Genomic DNA, 20,515 nt, shown 5'->3' on the forward strand with positions numbered 1-20,515 from the left:
CTACGTGTGCGTAGTGACGTGAAGGAGTATCGTACTCTACGTGTGAAGTAGAGATGGTGATACCACGCGCTTTTTCTTCTGGCGCGTTATCGATTTGTGCGAAATCACGAGCTGAACCACCGTAGTGTTTCGCAAGGACAGTTGTAATGGCCGCAGTTAGAGTAGTTTTACCGTGGTCAACGTGACCGATAGTACCTACGTTTACGTGCGGCTTAGAACGTTCAAACTTAGCTTTAGCCATGACAGCCTCTCTCTCAACGAAACGCCCGGAGCAAAAAGTCGCCGTGCTTCGTTTTAGTTAAAAAAATAAAGTTTAGTGTTTATTTGATTAGGCTTGAGAGAAGCTAGAGAATTGGACGTCACTGGTGCTGATAGGCGGATTTGAACCGCCGACCTCACCCTTACCAAGGGTGCGCTCTACCAACTGAGCTATATCAGCAATTTTTTGAGTTGTGACTTGGAGCGGGTGGCGGGAATCGAACCCGCGTCATCAGCTTGGAAGGCTGAGGTAATAGCCATTATACGACACCCGCAAATCAGATTCTCGGCTACCTCGGACCTAATCGAGAAAAAATGGTGGAGGGGGCAGGATTCGAACCTGCGAAGGCTGAGCCGTCAGATTTACAGTCTGATCCCTTTGACCGCTCGGGAACCCCTCCACGAATTTTTTCTAAAAAATGGTGCCGGCAGAGAGAGTCGAACTCCCGACCTACTGATTACAAGTCAGTTGCTCTACCAGCTGAGCTATGCCGGCGCCACCGTTTAGGTGGTGCGAATTCTATGGGATCGAATTCAGTCTTGCAACCACTTAAAACGTTTTTTTTTGATTTTTTTGTCCGACTGCTTATTTTTTAAGTGAATGGCACAAAAAAGAAGCGCAAATCGGACAAATTACGGGCTTGCCTGTCTTACGCTCCAAACGGATGACGTAACACAATCGTCTCTGCACGGTCTGGGCCAGTTGAAATAATATCGACTGGCACACCTAGAATTGCTTCTAAACGTGCAATATATGCGAGTGCTGCGGCTGGTAGTTCGGAATGTTCCGTCACACCGACCGTTTTCTCACTCCAACCTGGCATTGTTTCATACACAGGCTTCACAACTTCATAGTCTTCCGCCGCCATCGGTGGCAAATCGACAATTTTGCCGCATGGCAATTCGTAAGCGGTACAAATCTTAATCTCTTTCAAGCCATCCAGCACGTCGAGCTTAGTTAAGCACAAGCCGCTAATTGAGTTTATTTGCACCGCACGGCGCATAGCGACTGCGTCAAACCAACCCGTCCGACGTTTACGACCAGTCGTAGCACCAAATTCGTGCCCTACCACACCTAAGTGTTCACCCACTTCGCAATCTAGTTCAGTTGGGAATGGACCTGAACCAACACGTGTGGTGTAGGCTTTTACGATACCAAGAACATAGTCCAGGTAGCGAGGGCCAAAACCAGCGCCTGTGGCCACGCCACCGGCTGTGGTATTCGACGACGTCACATACGGGTACGTACCATGGTCGATGTCGAGCAAAGTACCTTGCGCACCTTCGAACATGATCGACTGACCGTTTTGACGGGCTTTTTCCAGAGTGCCAGCGACATCATTAACTAACGGCTTCAGGATTTCTGCTATTTCTAAGCAGTATTTTAAGGTCTCTTCGACCGACACTGGCTCTTGCTTGAAGTACTCTTTCAGCACAAAGTTATGCAGTGCCATGGTTTCTTCAAGCTTTTCTTTTAAGCGGCCTGGGTGCAGTAAGTCGCCAACCCGAATCGCACGGCGAGCAACCTTATCTTCATAGGCTGGGCCAATGCCCCGGCCAGTGGTACCAATCGCTTTCGAGCCCCGCGCGACTTCGCGTGCTTGGTCGAGGGCGATGTGATACGGCAGGATTAACGGACAGGCTTCGCTAATTAGCAAACGTTCGCGCACTGGAATACCGCGCGCTTCCAGCATGTTCACTTCTTTCATTAGCGCTTCCGGTGACAACACGACGCCATTACCGATGACACAGGTGACGTTGTCACGCAAAATTCCCGACGGAATTAAGTGTAAAACGGTTTTTTCACCGTTGATTACCAGTGTATGCCCAGCATTGTGCCCACCTTGATAGCGGACAACGTAGGTCGCCTTATCGGTTAATAGGTCAACAATCTTGCCCTTGCCTTCGTCACCCCATTGGGTGCCGAGAATCACAACATTTTTGCTCATGGTCATTTCGTTTCAGAAAAAGTTAGCTAGCGGTGGATTAAGCGCGGATTCTACCAGAACCCGCGGCATATTACAGAATGATTTTTGTGCGATAATCGTTAACTTCATGATACAGCGCAAAACCGAAGCGCAAGCGATCGTGCCGATAGTCAGTTGCAACGCCACGTTCACTCAATTGCGCTGCAAGTGCGCTGACCTGTTCAGCACTTTCAAGTCGATAAGTAAAGAAGTGACCATGCTCAGCACTCGCATCATCGCGGTGTAAACGGTTACCGTCATGCAGCAAAGGATGATTCAAACTCGCGATATGCTCTAAAAAGCCATTTTGTAAGTGGCGGATATACGCATGGCGTTTCGCGGTATCAAGCTTTTCCTGCTCCCACAAATCAAACACTGCAAGAAAACGATAAGCCGCGCTGAAGTCCATGGTCGCACCAGCAAAACGCATGCCATCGTTGGCATACGCCACGGGTCCGGTTTGCGCTTTTGCTAACCCGGCAAAGTCGGCGAACCAACCAGTATACTCAGGACGCAACTGGCAGTTTGTCGGTACCACGGCAAAACACATTCCTTCACCGCCTTGGGCATACTTATAGCCGCCAGCTAAATAGAATACTCGATCAGCATAGGCCGACCAGTCGGTAGGTAGCGCACAAAAGCCATGGTAGCCGTCAACAACAATCACCGTTTCCGAACTGCGCACTGCGCCTAGCCACGCATTCGGGACCGGGGCCACAATGCCACTATTGTAAAACACTTGGCTGATGAAAATGAGCTGCCAGTCATCCGCGGCGACAGCGTCCTGCCAGCGTTCAGCAAATGTTTCAAACGGTTCGCAGGGCACCCGCGTGATGGCCACATTGCCCCGCTCTTCTAAGCGACGGCTTTGGCGATTAAAACTGTGAAACTCGCCATCTGTGGTTAGAATTTTCAACGGTCGTCCAGCTGGGAAAACGGACAAAATCCGATAAACAAACTCGTGCGTGTTGGGCGCAAAAACAATCTGCTCGGGCTTTGGCAGGTTCAATTCGTTGGCAATGTATTGCTGTAATCGAGGAATCTTTTCGCCGAACAAGTACCCCCACTTTTCGTCCGCAAAGCGCGCCGAGTCGTCCCAATATGCTAAGTGCGCGGCACGCGTCACATCCGGCCAATAGTAATGACTATGCGGTGCGCAATGCAGTAGTTCTGGGCGAGCACGCAAAAAATGCTGATAGTATTGTTTATACATAAAACATTCCGTTGAAAAAGTTAAAGGGAGCCGAAGCTCCCTTTATTTACCTTGCCTGCGTACTAGTTTTCAAGCACTTGCATTTGATTAAAGTACTTAAAGAAGTCGCTGTCTGGGCTTAGCACTAACACGCTGTCACCGTCACCGAAGCTAGCACGGTAGGCTTCTAAGCTACGAATGAAGGCAAAGAACTCCGGATCGCGATTATAGGCTTCCGCATAAATGCGAGCTGCTTCTGCATCACCTTCACCACGAATCTGGCGCGCTTCACGCTCAGCGTCAGCGAGCATAACGGTAACCCGTGCGTCGATATCGGCACGAATAATTTCAGCTTGCTCGCGACCTTCAGAGCGATGCTCCCGCGCAACTGCGTTACGTTCTGCACGCATCCGCTCGTAAATTGCATTACTCACTTCAGTCGGCAGGTTAATTTGTTTCACCCGCACATCTAAAACTTGAATACCGAGGTCGTTCGAGCTTTCTGACGCCTGAATTAATGCTTGTTCCATTAATTCGTCACGCTCACCAGAAACGATGTCACGAATGGTGCGGGCACCAAATTCGGCACGTAGCCCGGTGTTAATTCGACGCATTAAAAGTTCTTCGGCCTGACGCTGATTACCGCCACCCGTCGATAAATAATACTTCGCAAAGTCTTCAATTCGCCATTTAACGAACGCATCAACGATTAGGTCTTTTTTCTCGCTGGTGATGAACCGGTCGGCTTGGCCATCAAGCGTTTTAATCCGCGCGTCGAGCTTAATAATGCGCTCAATCACCGGCAGTTTAAAATGCAATCCGGGTTCGTACACAATCGGCAAACCTTGCTCGTCTTGTGCCACTTTACCGAAGCGAATGACGATGCCGCGTTCACCTTCTTGCACTGTAAACAATGACGAATAGCCAAGGAGTGCCAAGAGAACAACGATAACACCAATTAAATTTTTCATGGCTTAGTTACCTCCCCGTGGCGAAAAACGTGTGCTAGTGCGGCTCGTGTCTTGTTGACTTTGGCTTGCTTGCCCATCACTGCCGCTGGCTCGACCATTTTGCTGAGAAGGCAATACGGGGAGTTGCGGCTGTGAACGACGAGCGCCATGCTGCTCAAGAATTTTGTCGAGCGGCAAGTACATCATGTTGTTGCCACCTTCCACGTCGATAAAGATCTTCGCATTGCGCGCGTAAATCGTTTCGAGCGTTTCTAGGAAAATCCGTTGACGCGTAACTTGCGGCGCAGCTTGATACTCAGGAAGTAATTCGTTAAAGCGCGCTACTTCACCCTGTGCACGAAGAACCATTTGTTCTTTGTAGGCTTGGGCTTCTTGCTGCATCCGGCGTACACGACCACGAGCGGTCGGTTCGATTTCCCGCGCATAAGCTTCCGCTTCACGGACGAAACGTTCTTGGTCTTCTTGCGCACGAATCGCATCGTCAAAAGCGTCACGGACTTCTTCTGGCGGACGAGCGCCTTGGAAGTTGACGTCAATAACCCGAATACCAATGTCGTAACGCTCGGTTAAACGGTCAATGATTTCCCATGTTTGTTGACGAATTTCTTCCCGACCAACGGTAAGAATGTTGTCCATGGTGTTGTGACCAATAACATAACGCAGTGCCGAGTCGGTGATCTGCGATAAACTGTTATCCGCACCTTCCACGTTGTATAAATACGCACGTGGGTTCACGACACGATACTGAACCGCCAACTCAACACGAACGACGTTCTCGTCTTCGGTGAGCATGAAGCCAGACGTTTGTTGCGAACTAACATTGTTCACGTCGACGGTGGTGACGCTGTCAATGAAGATTGGGCGCCAATGTAAGCCCGAAGTGACTTCATTGTGATAAGCGCCAAAACGCAAAATCACACCGCGCTCGGCTTCTTTCACCGTATAAAAACCAGCGATAAACCAAATTACTGCCAATAAAACTAGCGCAAAGCCAAGCCCTTTCATCGGCACGCCGCCGCCAGACTGCTGACCGCCCCGGCCACCTTTGCCGCCTAGCCCTAGTTTACCCATCAAGTTGCGCAAAGCCTCATCAAGGTCAGGTGGGCCCTGATCCTTGCCACCTTGGTTATTTTGATTCCAAGGGTCTTTGTCTTTGCCGCTATTTCCCGGTTGATTCCAGGCCATTGATTACTCCAGCAAATGCCAAGTTAAACACACAATTAACGCTCACCGTCTGCTTGATTTTGCAAGGTTCGCGTCAACTGCTCTCCAAACTGTTTTAATAAACGCTGCCATTCAATAGCAGGTACACGCACCGATAGTAACACATCTCCGTCGTCCTGTGCTTGTTCTTCGGTTACGCACTGCAGCGCATACAAACTACTGCGTAATTTACCTGAGTTTGGCGGTAATTTTAAGGTGGTAATCACCAATTCCGGTGCCAAAAGGTCATGTAATGCTTCACGCAAGAGGTCGATACCTTCGCCAGTTTGCGCTGAAAGCCAAACTTCCATTGGCTTGCCTTGTTCATTACGCACAATTCGTGGGGACAGATCCGGCACCAAATCAAGTTTGTTCATCACCAAAAGCTGCGGCACATCGGTCGCTTCGATTTCCGCCAATACCGTGTCGACTTCGCGGCGATTTTCGGCCATTTGTTGATCATGGCAGTCCATCACGTGCAGCAATAAATCGGCGTCTTTGGTTTCTTGCAGGGTTGCTTTAAACGCTGCGACGAGGTCATGCGGCAAATGTCGAATAAAGCCGACGGTATCGGCAAATATGACCGAACCGACATCCGGAAGTTCATACTTGCGCAGAGTCGGGTCGAGCGTCGCGAACAATTGGTCGGCGGCATAAACATTGGCATCGGTGAGTCGATTAAACAAAGTCGATTTACCGGCATTGGTATAACCAACTAGTGCGATGGTTGGTATTTCAGCGCGTTGCCGCGACCGTCGTCCTTGCTCTCGCTGTTTTTCGACTTTATCTAAGCGGCTGAGAATGTGCTTAATCCGACCACGAATCAAACGGCGGTCAGTCTCCAACTGGGTTTCCCCGGGGCCACGTAAACCGATACCGCCTTTTTGGCGCTCCAAGTGTGTCCAGCCCCGAATCAGACGCGTTGAAACGTGTCGTAATTGGGCGAGTTCGACTTGTAACTTACCTTCGTGGGTTCGCGCTCGTTGGGCAAAAATATCAAGAATTAAGCCGGTACGGTCAAGCACTCGGGCTTTCACTTCACGCTCAATATTGCGTTCTTGTGACGGCGACAACGCGTGGTTAAAAATAACCACTTCCGCACCCGTACTTTGCACCAGCGCAGCAACTTCTTCGGTTTTACCCGAGCCAATAAAGAGTCGTGAATCTGGAGATTTTCGTGAGGTCGTCACCACAGATACCGCTTCAACGCCGGCTGATGACACTAATAATTTGAGTTCTTCGAGATCTTCCCGCGCTGACTCATGTGGAAAATCCACATGAACCAAAACGGCCTGCTCGCCACCTTCATACCGCTCAAACAAGCAAGCCGCTCCTTTCCTGTTTCCAGGTTATTAATTTATTCGTCGCCGTCCTGTCCATTCTGCGGCGGATACTGAGTTGGTGTCCGCGCCGGCACAACGGTAGAAATTGCATGTTTATACACCATCTGACTGACTGTGTTTTTCAACAGTACGACAAACTGATCAAACGATTCAATTTGGCCCTGTAACTTAATTCCGTTTACTAAGTAAATTGAAACGGGAATTCTCTCTCGACGTAATGCGTTCAAGAAAGGGTCTTGTAGTGTTTGCCCCTTGGCCATATTTGGCTCCTTATCTTATTAGTATTGTTACGGTCGCCAACTGCTCATTCTCTAGCTTCCTTAGCTACTCTGAGAATATTCATGTGTCTTGAAAATGACGTTCAAGACGCTGACATGCCAGAATAATATTACCATTTGGTAAACTATCACAGAGTTTAGCAACAAAACTGCTTTTTCGTCCAAATAGATTTTGGGACTTTTCTAAATATTTCAAGCAGCTTTTATACTTTTTCTGTCATCCAAGTTTCCGCCGGAACCGGTTCGTTCGCCAATATTGTGACGATTTGCCGCAATGCGTCGGTTTCGAGTGGGTTCACCCAGTTCAATTCTGGCCATGAGCGCAACCAAGTAATCTGACGTTTTGCTAATTGCCGAGTTGCAATAATGCCGCGCTCGCGCATTTCTTCATAGCTCAACTCACCGGCTAAATGCAGCCACATTTGTCGATATCCGACGCAACGCATCGACGGTAAATCGAGGTGTAAGTCACCGCGTTGCCGCAAATCCGCAACCTCGTCGGCAAAGCCTTGTTGCAACATACTGTCGAAGCGCATCTCAATACGTTGATGCAAAACTTTTCGATCGGGCGGTGCCACTGCAATTTGCCATGTCGGCAACTCGAGGCCCGGTTGTTGCGTTTGCGTCAGTGCCGTAAGCGTTTGACCGCTAATCGCATACACTTCCAATGCCCGTAACAAACGTTGCGGATCGTTTGGGTGAATGCGTGCGGCCGCAACGGCATCAATTTGAGCTAACTCGTCATGCAAGGCCTGCCAACCTTCTTGCTCAGCGCGCTCTTGTAACTTGGCTCGAACTTCCTGATTCGCGGCGGGTAAGTTCGATAACCCCGCCAGCAATGCCCGAAAATACAGCATGGTACCGCCAACGAGGAGCGGAATATTGCCACGACCACGTATTTCCGCAATCAGTTGCAGCGCGTCGCGGCGAAAATCCGCTGCTGAATAAATTTCAGCCGGGTCACGAATATCAACCAGGTGGTGCGGGTATTGCGCCAGCTCAGCAGCAGTCGGCTTTGCCGTCCCAATATCCATGCCCCGGTAGATTAATGCCGAGTCCACACTTACCAGCTCAACGGGCAGCGCGTCCGCAAGCAGCATCGCTAAAGCTGTTTTGCCGGCAGCGGTTGGGCCACTCAAACAAATCACACCACGTTTTAAGTGCTGAATAAAATCAGTTGGCCGCTGGCCTGTTGGCCATGGGAACGTAACACTCACAAATACAATACCTTGCGTAACAAAAGTGGGTAAAAAAACAGCTATGACGGCGTGCTTGGTAAACTTTTCTGCCAATCGAGATGATGCAGCCATGGTGTTAAAGCGGACTGCGACGACCGCAACTGTTGCCAGATTTGCTCGGCTCGCTTGCGATCAAAAGCCATGAATACCTCATGGGTGGCCAGCCACTTCGCAATACCAACCGCACGCAGCAACTCGATTTCTGTCCATGACTCTAGTGTAGCAGCCGCTGTCATCAGCATGCTCAACAACTCGGGAATCGCAACGGCTAAATTCGCTTTGCGCAAACTTGCCGGCACTTGGGTAAAGCGCAGTACTTGCTCGTCGCGGTTTTTACTGCTGTTACGTTGGCTTTCATAGGCCATACCAAGCCTTGCAAGAACTTGAGCGTGCGCCAATAAGGCTTGGTCAACGCGAATTTGCACTGGCAATAACAAAGGCTGACCACTGAGCCCCTGCTCGAGTTGCATGTCCAGTTGTTGCTCCCGCAAGAATTGCTGCGCCTGTTGCACATCAAATAGCGCCAGCTCCGTAAGTGCTGGATTTTCGCCAACTGAACTTAGCAGCAAATAACGTTGATTTAATAACTGTAAGGGTTGCCAACCGCTTGCTCTGTCACTGCCCACAAATTCATGCGGGATTACTGGTTCTCGAACGGCGGGTTCGCTAACGCCTGGTTCGCTAACAGCTAGTTCACGGGCAACTGGCTCGTTTACTAGAGATTGTCGAGGGTCAGGCTGAGCGTCAGGCTGAGCACCCGGCAGAACGTCAGAAGGCGCATGTGCAGGCCCTCGCGCTCCCGGCAAGATGCCACCGGCCATATTCCAATAATTGTTTGTCGCCTGCGCTTCCGCTTGGGTCCGCTGTGCCTGTTGATAATGGTGACGAACCGGATCAGTCACCACTGGCGTGCCCTGCAATTGCCCAAGCGCATCGCGCAAGGTACTTAAAACAAAGTCGTGAACCTGACGAGCTTGGTGAAACCGAACTTCGTGCTTAGCCGGGTGCACATTGACGTCAACTTGCTGAGCCGGTAATTGCAAATACAGCACATACGTGGGTTGGCGGTCATCCGCCAAACTCCCTTCATAGGCTTGACGAATTGCATGACTTAAAAGCTTGTCTTTCATCATGCGGCCATTCACATACATATACTGAATGTCACCTTGGTGGCGACAGGCTTGCGGTGGCGCCAGCCAACCAAACACCATTAAATCGTCCGCTGCTTGCTGGTTAAATACGAAACCCGCTTCTTGACCAAAACGCTTGCCGACAATTTGTTCTAAGCGACGCGCCCATGCCGCTTGCTGCTCAGTCGTTGGTTCTTCGGCTAGGTCGTGAACGGCAACCGGACGATAGTGACGTAGTGCTTGGTTATTATGAGTCAGCTGAATTTCGACTGCAGGTCGCGCTAGGGCAATGCGTCGCACCACTTCGTCAATGTGACCAAACTCGGTTTTTTCCGTCCGTAAGAATTTTCGCCGAGCTGGTGTATTAAAAAACAAGTCTTGAACGTCAACCGTTGTTCCCTGAGGATGTGCCGTGGGCTCTATTTGTACCGCCATATCACGACCTTCACACCATGCCTGCCAGCCTTCTGCTTGTTCCGCTGGCTTTGAAGCTAAACGCAAGCGCGACACCGAGCTAATACTTGCGAGTGCTTCACCACGAAAGCCCAAACTAATAATCGCTTCGAGATCATCGAGGGTCGCTATTTTGCTGGTTGCGTGCCGACTTAATGCTAGCGTGAGTTCGTCTTTGGCTATGCCATTGCCGTTATCGCGAATGCGAATACGCCGGGCGCCACCTTTTTCAATATCGATCCAAATTTGTGTTGCGCCCGCGTCGAGGCTGTTCTCGACAAGCTCTTTCACCACTGACGCAGGCCGCTCGACAACTTCCCCAGCGGCAATCTGGTTAGCAAGCTGCGCAGGTAATAAACGAATCGGCATGGCTACCTCGCAGTAGGAATTTCGAGGCGTTGACCAATGCGAATGGTGTTGCTCGTGAGATTATTGTGACGGCGAATAGCGTCCACGGTCACCCCATAGCGCTGGGCAATCACTGACAGCGATTCACCACGCGACACCACATGCGTTTGAAAACTCAAATGCGCTAGCTTCGTGTCTTCAACTGGGTTGCGGACAAAGTATTCACGAATGCCTTGATACAACGCTGTGGCAAGACGGTCTTGATGGCGGCTGTTGATCAGCAAGCGCTCTTTTTGCGGATTCGAAATAAAACCGAGCTCCACCAAAACTGACGGTGTTCGCAAGGAGCTTAACACCGCAAAACTTGCTGCTTCAGGGCGTGTCCGATGTAATGTCGTCACTCCCGCTAATTCGCGCAGCAAAATAGTGGCTGCTTCAAAGCCGCCCGCCATTGATGTATCTCGGTACATGTCGAGAAACGCACGGCTTAAATAGGGGTCTTCGTCTTCACTACGCAAGATGTGCTCAACTTCGATGAGCTCTTCACTCAAGCGTTCTTTGTTTTCTAGGGCTCGCCCGAGCTCTGTTTCTGAGCGCCGGTGCGAAAGAATCCAAACCGAAGCACCCCTTGGCTGCGGCGACGTAAAGGCATCCGCATGCAAGGAAATGAAGAAGTCTGCGCGCTCGCGCCGAGCAATACTGGTGCGTTGACCGAGCGATAAAGTTTGATCACCCGGACGCGTCAGCACCGCCCGCATATTCGGGTCCGCATCGATCAGGGCCGCCAACTTGCGAGCCACTGCTAACGTCACGTTCTTTTCATGATTGCCTGCAGGGCCAATTGAACCTGGATCACGTCCGCCATGGCCGGCGTCAATCGCAATAATAACATCACGCAACGGTCGCTCTTCAAGCGTTCGCGGCACACGAGCCGGTGCCTCAGCAGTATTATTGGCTGACGAGTTGCTTGCGGACGTGCTACTGGGTGTTGAGTCGAGCTGCAATGTGCGCGTGCTGTTGTTGCCTGGAATATCCACGACCAGTCGATGGCCGGCAAATTCCGATGGCCCCAGAGTAAATATCTCCGGTTGAATCGCACCGCTAATTTCTAGCACAATTCGCGACGTACCCGCTTGCGGCGGTGAGCTTGTGCGCACAACTTTGAGAACATCCGAGCGTACCTCGATGTTGCGCATCTCGAGTTGGTTCTGAGTTTGACGCAAGTCGACCACAATTCGGAAAGGCTGATTATCAAAAATAGTAAACCAGCTGTACTGCGCTTCGGCAGACAGGTCAAAAACCACCCGCGTTTTATCCGCCGATGGCCATACTCGAATATTCTCAATTTGGTTGTTCGCTTGCGCCCATGCCATTGACAGGAGCAACAAGACACTCGCCCAAATTGCTATGACAGCTCGTTTAATAACCCTTCCCCAAGTGCTGAATAAGCCTCAATTTCAGCGGTTCGCCCGCTTGCTGCAGGTCTCAATGTAATGACGATATCTGCGGTTGGTAAAATACCAAAGCCGCGTTCTGGCCATTCAACTAAACATAATGTATCACTATCAAAGTAATCACGAATACCCATGTACTCGAGTTCTTCAGGATCAGCCAAGCGATACAAGTCAAAATGGAAAATCCGCCAAGCACCTAACTCATACGGCTCAACTAGCGTATAAGTTGGGCTTTTTACAGCGCCAGTATGCCCTAATGCTTGAATAAAACCTCGGCTAAAGGTGGTTTTACCTGCGCCTAAGTCGCCCCGCAAATAAATCGTTTGCGCTGATTGACCTTGTGTCTGCGCTTGTTGCGAAATAAGTCGTGCAATCCGTGCAGCGAAGGCTTCCGTTGCTACTTCATTTTCTAAATCTATCGTTTTCAATGAGTTAGATCCACAGTTCAGTCATTAATTTGGTGTAAATATTTGTGTCAAAAGCCCATGCATTTAGTCATTGATACCGCTTGCCAGCATGGGTAAAAAAGCAATTAAATCAGTTGCTAACAGCCCACGAGCCAATGGTTGACGGTTAGTGGCGAGCGTTTGTCGGGCGGCGGCGTCACCTGCACAGGCATGTAATAATACACCTAATCCAGTCAAATGCGTCAGGGAACGCGGCAAGTTTGCTTGTTGTCGTTGCGCAGCTAAACCCGCAATCACCCCAGTTAAAACATCTCCCATACCCGCAGTTGCCATGGCGGCATTACCATGGGTACACACGGCAACTACGTCGCTATCTGGACCTGCGACTAAACTTCCAGCTCCCTTTAAGACCACAGTCCCTTGTAATTGTTCTGCTAAAGTTTCAACTGCTAACCAACGATTACGCTGAATATCAGCAGTCGAGGCGGCCAATAAACGAGCTGCTTCGCCCGGGTGCGGCGTGTAGATCATCCCTTCGGCGGGTTGCATGCTGCTATCACCATTATAAATAGCCATTAAGTTCAGGGCGTCGGCGTCAACCACGGCCACGATATCTCGCTCAACACTGCGTTGGCAAAAGCGTTGCCACCAACCACGGGCCCAATCCCCTTGCCCCAGTCCAGGGCCAATGGCAATTACGGTTGCCTGATCAAGTAAACGCTCACTAACCTCGTCGTTGGCGTGAGCACCAATCACCATCAGTTCTGGTTGTTGACCTATTAAAAGCTCTTGCCCCGGCTCACAAATCACCGATACTTTGCCGGCACCTACCCGCAACGCCGACAAACCCGCCATTTGCGCGGCGCCAGCATAACCTCGGCTACCACCGATCACGAGCACATGCCCGAAGTCGCCTTTATGACTAACCTGCGGCCGTGGCTTTAAGTCATGTTGCAGTTGCTCCGACTGCAGCAACCAGGCAGCTGGCTCAGTCAACAAGCGAAACTCGCGCTGGATACCCAGATCACTAAAATACAAGTGGCCGACATAATCAGCGGCTTGGCCGGTTAGTAGGCCGCGTTTCATGCCAACAAAAGTCACAGTTAAGCTTGCGTGTATGGCCACACCGAGCACTTCACCAGTGTCCGCATGCAAACCACTCGGCATATCAATCGCCAACACGGGCAATGCACTTTCATTCACCGAGGCAATACAATCGAGCAACTCGCCATGTACATCGTTTTGCACACCAGTGCCAAGTAGCGCGTCAACCAACCAATCGGTTTCGCCGTCCTGCCAATCTGGCAGCGCTTCCACTTCACCATCAACGTCGAGCCAGAGCTGCAGCGCACGGCGTGCGTCATTACTATGAGGGAAGCCACTGGCACAGACACGTACCGAGTAGCCTGCTTGCTTTGCTAAACTCGCCAGTACATAACCGTCGCCACCATTGTTACCGCGTCCACATAATACGGTAATTGCAGCCTGCTGCCCCAGTTCCGCTTGCAGTGCTTCCCAAGCAGCTGCGCCAGCACGTTGCATTAACTCCCATAAATCGATTCCGGCACGCTCTGCAGCTTCCGCTTCAAACTCGCGCACCTGTTCCGGGCGGTAAACCTGCTGTGGTATGCTTGCATGTAACCAAGTCGTCATCGGCGAATCCTCTAGGCTGTTCTGCTCAGTCTAGCGCATTGTATAAGGAATAAACTACTGGACTACCACGCACTTGCCGAAAAAATTAAGCAATGGGGTCGCGAACTCGGGTTTCAGCAGGTTGGCATTACCGACTTAGACCTGAGCGAGCACGAAGCAACCTTGCAAAAATGGCTGGATAACCACTATCACGGCGACATGCACTTTATGGAGCGGCATGGCATGCTCCGTGCGCGACCGGCAGAACTGCAACCGGGTAGCGTGCGGGCCATCTGTGTGCGTATGGATTACCTGCCGAAAGGCGCTAAATTTGCGCAGGTTTTACGCCAACCGCAACTTGGTTACGTGAGTCGATATGCGCTTGGTCGCGACTATCACAAAATGATGCGCAAGCGTTTAAAAGCGCTCGGCGATCGCATCCGTGAGGAGGTCAGCACCGCTGACTTTCGACCTTTCGTTGACTCGGCGCCGCTACTGGAAAAACCGTTAGCGGTCAAAGCTGGACTTGGCTGGACCGGAAAACACTCGCTGGTGCTCGACAGTCAAGATGGCTCATGGTTTTTCTTAGGCGAGTTACTCATTAACCTGCCCTTACCAGTTGACCAACCGCAACCGGAACAATGCGGAAGCTGCACGGCTTGTATGACCATTTGCCCAACGCAGGCCATTGTCGAGCCGTACGTGATCGACGCTCGTCGCTGTATTAGTTATTTGACCATTGAGCATGCGGGTGAAATTCCGCTTGAGTTTCGTCAAGCCATGGGAAACCGGATTTATGGTTGCGACGACTGCCAATTGATTTGTCCATGGAATCGCTACGCCACGCCGACGCCAGAAGCTGACTTTCTACCACGTCATGAGTTGCATGAGCCGGACTTGTTATATTTGTGGAGTTGGTCGGAAGATGAGTTTTTACGCCTCACCGAAGGTTCACCCATTCGTCGGATTGGTTATGAGAAGTGGCAGCGCAATTTAGCCGTGGCCATGGGGAACGCCCCTGCTAGCACCGAGCTAATCAGTGCCCTTGCGCAGCAGCGCCCAAACACAACACCATTAGTTCAAGTTCACATCGACTGGGCTTTAGATCAGCTCGAGCAGCGACTCGCAGCCACTGAGACCTCGGCAAAACCCGCGCGACTGACTCAGCGGCTCATTCGTGTTATTGAGAAAGGACTTCCGCGCGACGCTTAGTTTCGCCTCGCCACTCGCACGGATTTATTGGGGCTTAAAAATACCGATGACTTGGTCGACCGAAACCGCAGCGCCCTTTTTCTCTTGCTCGCGCTCGGCTTCGCTCATTTGGTAATCGCACTCCACACAGGTCACCTGCTCTTGGTCATCTTCTAAATACACCATGAGCGTGTCCTGAGCTTTGCACTGTGGGCAAGTAGCTCCAGCGATAAAACGCTTACGACTGCGTGACATTCCTATTCCTCGTGTAAAGTAACTGAACGAATGAAAGCTTTTTGCAACGATGGCTGCGAGCGCCAACGAAGTCAGGTAAACTACGCCCCATTACGACGATTATCAATTCTTTGGACCAACTGTTTATGATCCAAGCCGACGGCTTAAGTTTACTGCGAGGCGGACAACAGCTGCTCGCCGACGCTCAGTTTACCATTTTTCCGGGACAACGTGTCGGTTTAGTCGGCGCCAATGGTGCCGGTAAATCATCGCTTTTTGCCCTAATTCGTGGCGAGCTTAAAGAAGACGCTGGGCAACTGCAAGTACCACAGCATTGGCGGATTGCCAGTGTGGCGCAGGAAACTCCGGCACTCGACATGGCGGCAAGCGCGTACGTCATGCTTGGCGACCAAGAGTTTAGCAAAATCAATTCAAAGCTCGAGGCCTTACAGCAAGAACTGCAGCTAAACCCTGAACAACCTGGACTGGGCGAGCAAGTTGCTGCCTTACACGGCCAACTCGAAGCCATCGGCGGTTACGATATTGAAGCTCGGACGGCTCAAATGCTCACCGGTTTGGGCTTTACTCAAGCACAGCTAAACGCCCCCGTTCGAAGCTTTTCGGGTGGCTGGCGAATGCGTTTGAACCTAGCCCAAGCGCTGATCGCACGCGCTGACTTACTACTCCTCGACGAGCCGACTAACCACTTGGATCTCGATACCATTGTTTGGCTAGAGCATTGGCTAAAACGCTTTCCTGGCACCGTGATGGTGATTTCCCATGACCGTGATTTTCTCGACGGCGTGGTCACCCACATTATTCATATTGAGCGCAAAGCCACCAATAGCTACCAAGGTGACTACAGTAGCTTTCAACGACAGCGCAGTGAGCGCCGTGCCCAGCAGCAACAGCAGTATGACAAAGAACAGGCGCAGCGCGCTCATTTACAAAGTTTCGTCGACCGCTTTCGGGCCAAAGCAAGTAAAGCCAAGCAAGCGCAAAGCCGCTTAAAAGCCCTAGAGAAACTCACGGCAACAGCACCGTTAGGTGATCAAGAGCCGTTTGACTTAAGTTTCCCAGAGCCATCAAAGCTGCCGAACCCATTGATGCAACTTGACCGGGTTCAAGCTGGCTATGGCAGTACCACGATTCTTGAGCAGATTCAGTTTAATTTGGTTCCCGGTAGCCGCATCGGCTTACTCGGTCGCAATGGCGCGGGTAAATCGACCTTAATGAAGGTTCTTGCTGGCGAACTTGCGCCAATGGGCGGTGTTCGCGAAGCCAGTCCGGGCTTAGTCATTGGTTATTTTGCTCAGCACCAGTTGGAAACCCTGAGTTTGAATGACCATGCGATTACCCACTTATATCGCATCGATCCGAAAGCACCTGAGCAGAAGCTGCGTGACTTCCTTGGTCGCTTTGGCTTTGCCGGTGATCGTGCTTATGCACCCGTCGGACCTTTTTCTGGCGGTGAAAAAGCACGCTTGGTATTAGCTTTGCTGATTTACCAGAAGCCCAACTTACTGTTACTGGACGAACCGACCAACCACCTCGATCTCGATATGCGCGAAGCCTTGATTCAAGCATTGCAAGAGTTCTCCGGCGCCATGGTGATTGTCTCGCACGATCGTCACTTTTTGCGTGCCACGGTCGACGATTATTATCTCGTTGCGCATCAGGAAGTTGCACCGTTTAAAGGTGACCTTGACGATTACGCGCGCTGGCTCGACGAACAAGCTGCCATGGCGAAAGCCGCAGTAATCGCGAACAGCGACAAGGCGACCACAGACAACCAACAAACGTCCGCCAATCGCAAAGCAGAACGGCAAGCCGCAGCGCAAAAGCGCCAACAGTTGCAGCCTCTGCGCAAGAAAGTCCAAAAAGCCGAACAGCAAATCGAGCAGTTGAGTAACACGCTCGCGGACATCGAGCAGCAACTTGCCGACCCAGACCTTTACCAAAGTGAACGCAAGGACAAGCTCACGCAGTTATTGCAGCAGCAGGGTCAGCTCAAAGAACAACTGGAAACGGTGGAGCTTGAGTGGATGACGTTAAGCGAAGAATTGCAAGAGCTTGAGGCCGACAGTTAATCCCTATCCCAGTTCGCAAGGCAAAAAAAAGCACCGCTTAGGCGGTGCTTTCTCGTCTCAGTTGGCGCATGGCTAGTTACTGTTGTAACTGCGACGCACTCCAAGCAGACATGCTTTCAATCACTTCAACGCCATCGAAGGTCGCAAAGTCTTCTTCAGCAAAGCGTGTTCCGCGCAGCTGAATCAATACACGAGCCGCCTCGCCGTCAACAATAACGCGCTGATAGAAGTTCTGCACATCGGCTTTTGTCAAAGCGCGTAACTCTGCAGCCATTTTCTCAACACTGTCAAAGTCATAGCGCTCAATCGCCCAATCGCTGCGGAAACGACCCGCTTCTTGGCTTAAAGTTTGTGGTGGTTGCAACAAGTCCGTCAACACACTATTGCGTACTTGTTCAAACTGCTCGTCACTCAAATTCGCCATGCGTTCTGCGTAAGCCGCCCGGAACTCGTCGAAGCGAGCGACAAGCCCTGACGTGCCGCGCACTGGACTTTGAATGTAGAAACCAATACCTGAATAGTCTTCAAGATTAATTCGGTTGGCTCCAACCGCATAACCGAGTTGATCTTCTGTACGCAATTCAGTAAAGAAACGGTTATGCATCATTTCAGCAAGTACCCAAGCACGCACGCGCTCAGCGTAACCTTCTTGTGGTGACAACCACACATCCAATACCGCGGTGTCTTCCAAGGTCAAGTTGTCCTGCCACGTCACACGCAGGTCGGTCGTTGGCTTGACCACAGGCGAACGCACATACGTGGCATTCGGATCGAGGCCGACATGCTGCTTCACATCATTCACTAAGGCAATGGCGTCAGCATTATCGTAATTACCAAAAACGAACACCCGCATGAGGTTGCCAGTTAGCAGGCTATCACGCGCAGCCATGACATCCGCCAAGGTCACTTCTTGCAGAACCGCTAATTGCTCTTGGTAGTCAGCACTTGGTAAGCGCATGATCTGATTAAACGCTGGGAACATTTGCTGCATTGGGAACTGCAAGCGTTGGTTTAATACAGAGCGACGCAGACGGTCGGCAGACTGGGCAACGGCATTTTCACTCGGCGCAAAATCAGCAAAACTTGCTAAGACGCGAGAGGCTAACTGCCCTTGCTGGTCGTTAAAGCCCGTGAGAGTGAGCTGCAAACCGTTACTGGCTGACAAGCGGAAACCAGTGCCAGCAATTGATGCTTCGCGAGCAAGCGCTTGTTGCGACAAGTTAAAGGTGTCCATTAATACTTGCACGGCAACTTGATCGCGCAGCGACTTCTCTTGCCAAGACTGGTGCAGTTGCACGAAAACGTCTGCACGTGGTTCCGCAAAGCGGTCACTGCGCTTCAGGTACACCGACACACCCGGCTCACTGTGAATTTCAACCGGTTTTGCTGTGACTGGCTCGCTACTCATCGACAAGTCTTCAGGGAACAAGGTGTTCACCGACGGCAGATTCACCGTGTATTGAGCGGCAGCCTGCTGCCAGTTTGCATAGTCTTGCGCAGTAATGTCTTCAACGCGATAACGACCGTCAAAGAAGTACATTTCTTGATCCGTTTCTTCTTGCGGCGACACATACCAAACACGCAAATTGTCAGTGGTGAGCTGACTCAATACGCGGTTAATGCGCTCTGGACTATAACCGTCTAAACGATAGTTGTTGTCGATCACGTCTGAGTATGGGAAATACAGCAAATCAGCCGCTAAGCTAGTTGCGTAGTTAAATGCGTTGGTACGACGCAAGAAAGTGAATTCGTTATTCAAAACGGTCGCCACTTCTTCGTAATACGCTTCGCTAATACCTTCGTCACGAAGCTGCTGCAAGTAGTTCAACACCACACCAATAATCGTGTCGCGGTGCGCCATACCGGCTTCCGTTAAGCTGACCTGAATTTGGAATCGGCCCGCATTACCGTAAGCATTCGGACTTGCGCCAGCACCCATACTTTCCATCCAGCCGAGTTCGCGGAACAAAGCCGCTGGCGTGCCTGGCATTTCTGAGTTCAAGAGGTGAGCCACAATTCGGTTTGGCTGATAACGATAATCTTCAAGGTTATTTGTCATGGTGAAGTCAATCCCAACCGAGCGCATTTCCATTTGCGGGCGATAGTAGATTTTCTTCTGCAGTTGTTCGGCGGTTGCAACCGGCACATCAATCACCGGAGCGTCGACATTACGATTTGGAATGTCCGCAAACGCATCCCGAGCCAGCGCCTCAAGCTCGTCAAGTGAGCGATTACTTACTACCGACGCAGTCATTAAATTGGCTGAGTAGTAACGCTCGTAAAAGGCCAGCATTTCATCATGTAATTTGCTGCCTTCTTTGTCTGATAAGGTTTCGTTATTACCAATCCGGAACCGCGCAATCGGGTGCTCAGGGTTCATCAGAATGTTGTTTAAGGCAAACAGAATGTAGCCGTCTGACGCTCGGCGCATTGACCATTCTGAGTCGACCGCATTGACTTCTTTCTCGGCATACTCTGGGTAAAACATCGGTGCTTTGAAAAAGTCAGCGAAACGATCGAGCGCTTCAGGCAGCGCATCGTTATTCACTTCTAACATGTAGTTGGTATGGTCGTCTGCGGTGTAGGCGTTGTGCATCCCGCCATTTTGCGCCATGAACTCACCATACTCATCTGGGTCTGGGTACTTTTCAGTGCCTAAAAAAAGCATGTGTTCAAGGTAATGCGCCAAGCCCAACTGTGTGTCTGGGTTTTGCATGCTACCGGCATATACGGCTAATGCGGCACCTGATTTTTCTGCTTCAGGGTCATGCACCAGCACCATACGGATACCGTTATCGAGCGTGATAGCACGGTATTCACGTTGGTCATTTGGACTGACGTTAATCGTGTAAGGGTCGTAGGCGGCCGCCGGCGACTGTGCGACTGGCGCCGGTTGGCAAGCGCTCAAGACCAACGCTGCCGAAGCAAGCAAGGTCATCGACCGCAAATGCTGCAGCAGTGTTGAGTTACTTTTCCGCAAAAACATAAGGTTTCCTATTGTTATTGTTACTTTTGCAGCCTCCATTATTCAGCGAGGCACCGAAATGTGCAATTATTACGCTAAATATAGGCCTATTTTTTTGTAACGGAATGTTAAACTAGGCTGTTTTCAGTGAATAGAAAGTC

At 50.9% G+C, this 20,515-nt stretch carries 16 protein-coding genes and 4 tRNA genes; 2 read left to right on the forward strand and 18 right to left on the reverse strand.

Annotation, left to right across the window (positions count from 1 at the left end):
- The 16 genes from CWE06_RS04320 to CWE06_RS04395 all read right to left on the reverse strand — a co-directional run.
- Window positions 1-241: GTP-binding protein (locus CWE06_RS04320; protein ID WP_241972478.1), on the reverse strand; the 241-nt coding region annotated here is incomplete at its 3' end.
- A 122-nt stretch (window positions 242-363) separates the two neighbouring features.
- A tRNA-Thr gene (locus tag CWE06_RS04325) sits at window positions 364-439 on the reverse strand.
- A 19-nt stretch (window positions 440-458) separates the two neighbouring features.
- A tRNA-Gly gene (locus CWE06_RS04330) sits at window positions 459-533 on the reverse strand.
- Window positions 534-574: 41 nt separating this feature from the next.
- Window positions 575-659 (reverse strand) — tRNA-Tyr (locus CWE06_RS04335).
- Window positions 660-678: 19 nt separating this feature from the next.
- Window positions 679-754, reverse strand: a tRNA-Thr gene (locus CWE06_RS04340).
- A gap of 154 nt (window positions 755-908) precedes the next feature.
- Window positions 909-2,207: an adenylosuccinate synthase gene (locus tag CWE06_RS04345; RefSeq protein ID WP_126791565.1), complete on the reverse strand. Its 1,299-nt coding sequence runs from the start codon at window positions 2,205-2,207 to the stop codon at window positions 909-911.
- Window positions 2,208-2,277: 70 nt separating this feature from the next.
- Entirely contained in the window at window positions 2,278-3,438 is a 1,161-nt protein-coding gene (locus tag CWE06_RS04350; protein WP_126791567.1) for an aminotransferase class V-fold PLP-dependent enzyme, read from the reverse strand.
- Between the two features lie 62 nt (window positions 3,439-3,500).
- Window positions 3,501-4,388 (reverse strand): protease modulator HflC, encoded by an 888-nt coding sequence (gene hflC / locus CWE06_RS04355; protein ID WP_126791569.1) that lies wholly within the window; start codon window positions 4,386-4,388, stop codon window positions 3,501-3,503.
- Between the two features lie 3 nt (window positions 4,389-4,391).
- Complete coding sequence (gene hflK, locus CWE06_RS04360; RefSeq protein WP_126791571.1) at window positions 4,392-5,573, reverse strand: FtsH protease activity modulator HflK; 1,182 nt, start codon at window positions 5,571-5,573, stop codon at window positions 4,392-4,394.
- A gap of 35 nt (window positions 5,574-5,608) precedes the next feature.
- Complete coding sequence (gene hflX / locus CWE06_RS04365) at window positions 5,609-6,913, reverse strand: ribosome rescue GTPase HflX (protein ID WP_126791573.1); 1,305 nt, start codon at window positions 6,911-6,913, stop codon at window positions 5,609-5,611.
- A 35-nt stretch (window positions 6,914-6,948) separates the two neighbouring features.
- Window positions 6,949-7,194, reverse strand: a complete 246-nt coding sequence (gene hfq / locus CWE06_RS04370; RefSeq protein ID WP_126791575.1) for an RNA chaperone Hfq — start codon at window positions 7,192-7,194, stop codon at window positions 6,949-6,951.
- A 221-nt stretch (window positions 7,195-7,415) separates the two neighbouring features.
- A complete protein-coding gene (miaA, locus tag CWE06_RS04375) occupies window positions 7,416-8,381 on the reverse strand; it encodes a tRNA (adenosine(37)-N6)-dimethylallyltransferase MiaA (RefSeq protein ID WP_241972490.1) in 966 nt (321 codons plus the stop codon).
- An 89-nt stretch (window positions 8,382-8,470) separates the two neighbouring features.
- Window positions 8,471-10,402: a DNA mismatch repair endonuclease MutL gene (gene mutL / locus CWE06_RS04380; RefSeq protein ID WP_126791579.1), complete on the reverse strand. Its 1,932-nt coding sequence runs from the start codon at window positions 10,400-10,402 to the stop codon at window positions 8,471-8,473.
- 2 nt (window positions 10,403-10,404) lie between these two features.
- Entirely contained in the window at window positions 10,405-11,769 is a 1,365-nt protein-coding gene (locus CWE06_RS04385) for an N-acetylmuramoyl-L-alanine amidase family protein (RefSeq protein ID WP_241972479.1), read from the reverse strand.
- Between the two features lie 17 nt (window positions 11,770-11,786).
- Window positions 11,787-12,263, reverse strand: a complete 477-nt coding sequence (gene tsaE, locus CWE06_RS04390) for a tRNA (adenosine(37)-N6)-threonylcarbamoyltransferase complex ATPase subunit type 1 TsaE (RefSeq protein WP_126791581.1) — start codon at window positions 12,261-12,263, stop codon at window positions 11,787-11,789.
- 63 nt (window positions 12,264-12,326) lie between these two features.
- On the reverse strand, window positions 12,327-13,895 hold the full coding sequence (locus CWE06_RS04395) for an NAD(P)H-hydrate dehydratase (RefSeq protein WP_126791583.1): 1,569 nt from the start codon (window positions 13,893-13,895) through the stop codon (window positions 12,327-12,329).
- Between the two features lie 42 nt (window positions 13,896-13,937).
- Here CWE06_RS04395 and queG point away from each other — a divergent pair, with 42 nt between their 5' ends.
- The gene (gene queG / locus CWE06_RS04400; protein WP_126791585.1) at window positions 13,938-15,086 is read left to right on the forward strand and encodes a tRNA epoxyqueuosine(34) reductase QueG; all 1,149 of its coding nucleotides are present in this window, start codon (window positions 13,938-13,940) and stop codon (window positions 15,084-15,086) included.
- Window positions 15,087-15,110: 24 nt separating this feature from the next.
- Here queG and CWE06_RS04405 read toward each other — a convergent pair whose 3' ends face one another.
- The gene (locus tag CWE06_RS04405; RefSeq protein WP_126791587.1) at window positions 15,111-15,320 is read right to left on the reverse strand and encodes a YheV family putative zinc ribbon protein; all 210 of its coding nucleotides are present in this window, start codon (window positions 15,318-15,320) and stop codon (window positions 15,111-15,113) included.
- Window positions 15,321-15,445: 125 nt separating this feature from the next.
- Here CWE06_RS04405 and CWE06_RS04410 point away from each other — a divergent pair, with 125 nt between their 5' ends.
- Window positions 15,446-17,389: an ATP-binding cassette domain-containing protein gene (locus CWE06_RS04410; RefSeq protein WP_126792022.1), complete on the forward strand. Its 1,944-nt coding sequence runs from the start codon at window positions 15,446-15,448 to the stop codon at window positions 17,387-17,389.
- Window positions 17,390-17,465: 76 nt separating this feature from the next.
- Here the strand turns inward: CWE06_RS04410 and ptrA are convergent, their stop codons facing one another.
- Window positions 17,466-20,375 carry a pitrilysin gene (gene ptrA / locus CWE06_RS04415; RefSeq protein WP_157981135.1) on the reverse strand — a complete coding sequence of 970 codons (2,910 nt, stop codon included), beginning with the start codon at window positions 20,373-20,375 and terminating at the stop codon, window positions 17,466-17,468.
- Between the last annotated feature and the right edge of the window lie 140 nt (window positions 20,376-20,515).

Origin of the sequence: Aliidiomarina haloalkalitolerans (genome assembly GCF_003987315.1) — a bacterium.
In the GTDB taxonomy this organism is placed as follows: Bacteria; Pseudomonadota; Gammaproteobacteria; order Enterobacterales; family Alteromonadaceae; genus Aliidiomarina; species Aliidiomarina haloalkalitolerans.

What these genes read in the sequence shown, in the direction of transcription:
- hfq (WP_126791575.1), bottom strand. Translation starts at nt 7,194, where the DNA reads ATGGCCAAGGGGCAAACACTACAAGACCCTTTCTTGAACGCATTACGT.
- CWE06_RS04395 (WP_126791583.1), bottom strand. Translation starts at nt 13,895, where the DNA reads ATGACGACTTGGTTACATGCAAGCATACCACAGCAGGTTTACCGCCCG.
- CWE06_RS04410 (WP_126792022.1), top strand. Translation starts at nt 15,446, where the DNA reads ATGATCCAAGCCGACGGCTTAAGTTTACTGCGAGGCGGACAACAGCTG.
- mutL (WP_126791579.1), bottom strand. Translation starts at nt 10,402, where the DNA reads ATGCCGATTCGTTTATTACCTGCGCAGCTTGCTAACCAGATTGCCGCT.
- ptrA (WP_157981135.1), bottom strand. Translation starts at nt 20,375, where the DNA reads ATGTTTTTGCGGAAAAGTAACTCAACACTGCTGCAGCATTTGCGGTCG.
- CWE06_RS04405 (WP_126791587.1), bottom strand. Translation starts at nt 15,320, where the DNA reads ATGTCACGCAGTCGTAAGCGTTTTATCGCTGGAGCTACTTGCCCACAG.
- hflC (WP_126791569.1), bottom strand. Translation starts at nt 4,388, where the DNA reads ATGAAAAATTTAATTGGTGTTATCGTTGTTCTCTTGGCACTCCTTGGC.
- CWE06_RS04345 (WP_126791565.1), bottom strand. Translation starts at nt 2,207, where the DNA reads ATGAGCAAAAATGTTGTGATTCTCGGCACCCAATGGGGTGACGAAGGC.
- CWE06_RS04350 (WP_126791567.1), bottom strand. Translation starts at nt 3,438, where the DNA reads ATGTATAAACAATACTATCAGCATTTTTTGCGTGCTCGCCCAGAACTA.
- hflK (WP_126791571.1), bottom strand. Translation starts at nt 5,573, where the DNA reads ATGGCCTGGAATCAACCGGGAAATAGCGGCAAAGACAAAGACCCTTGG.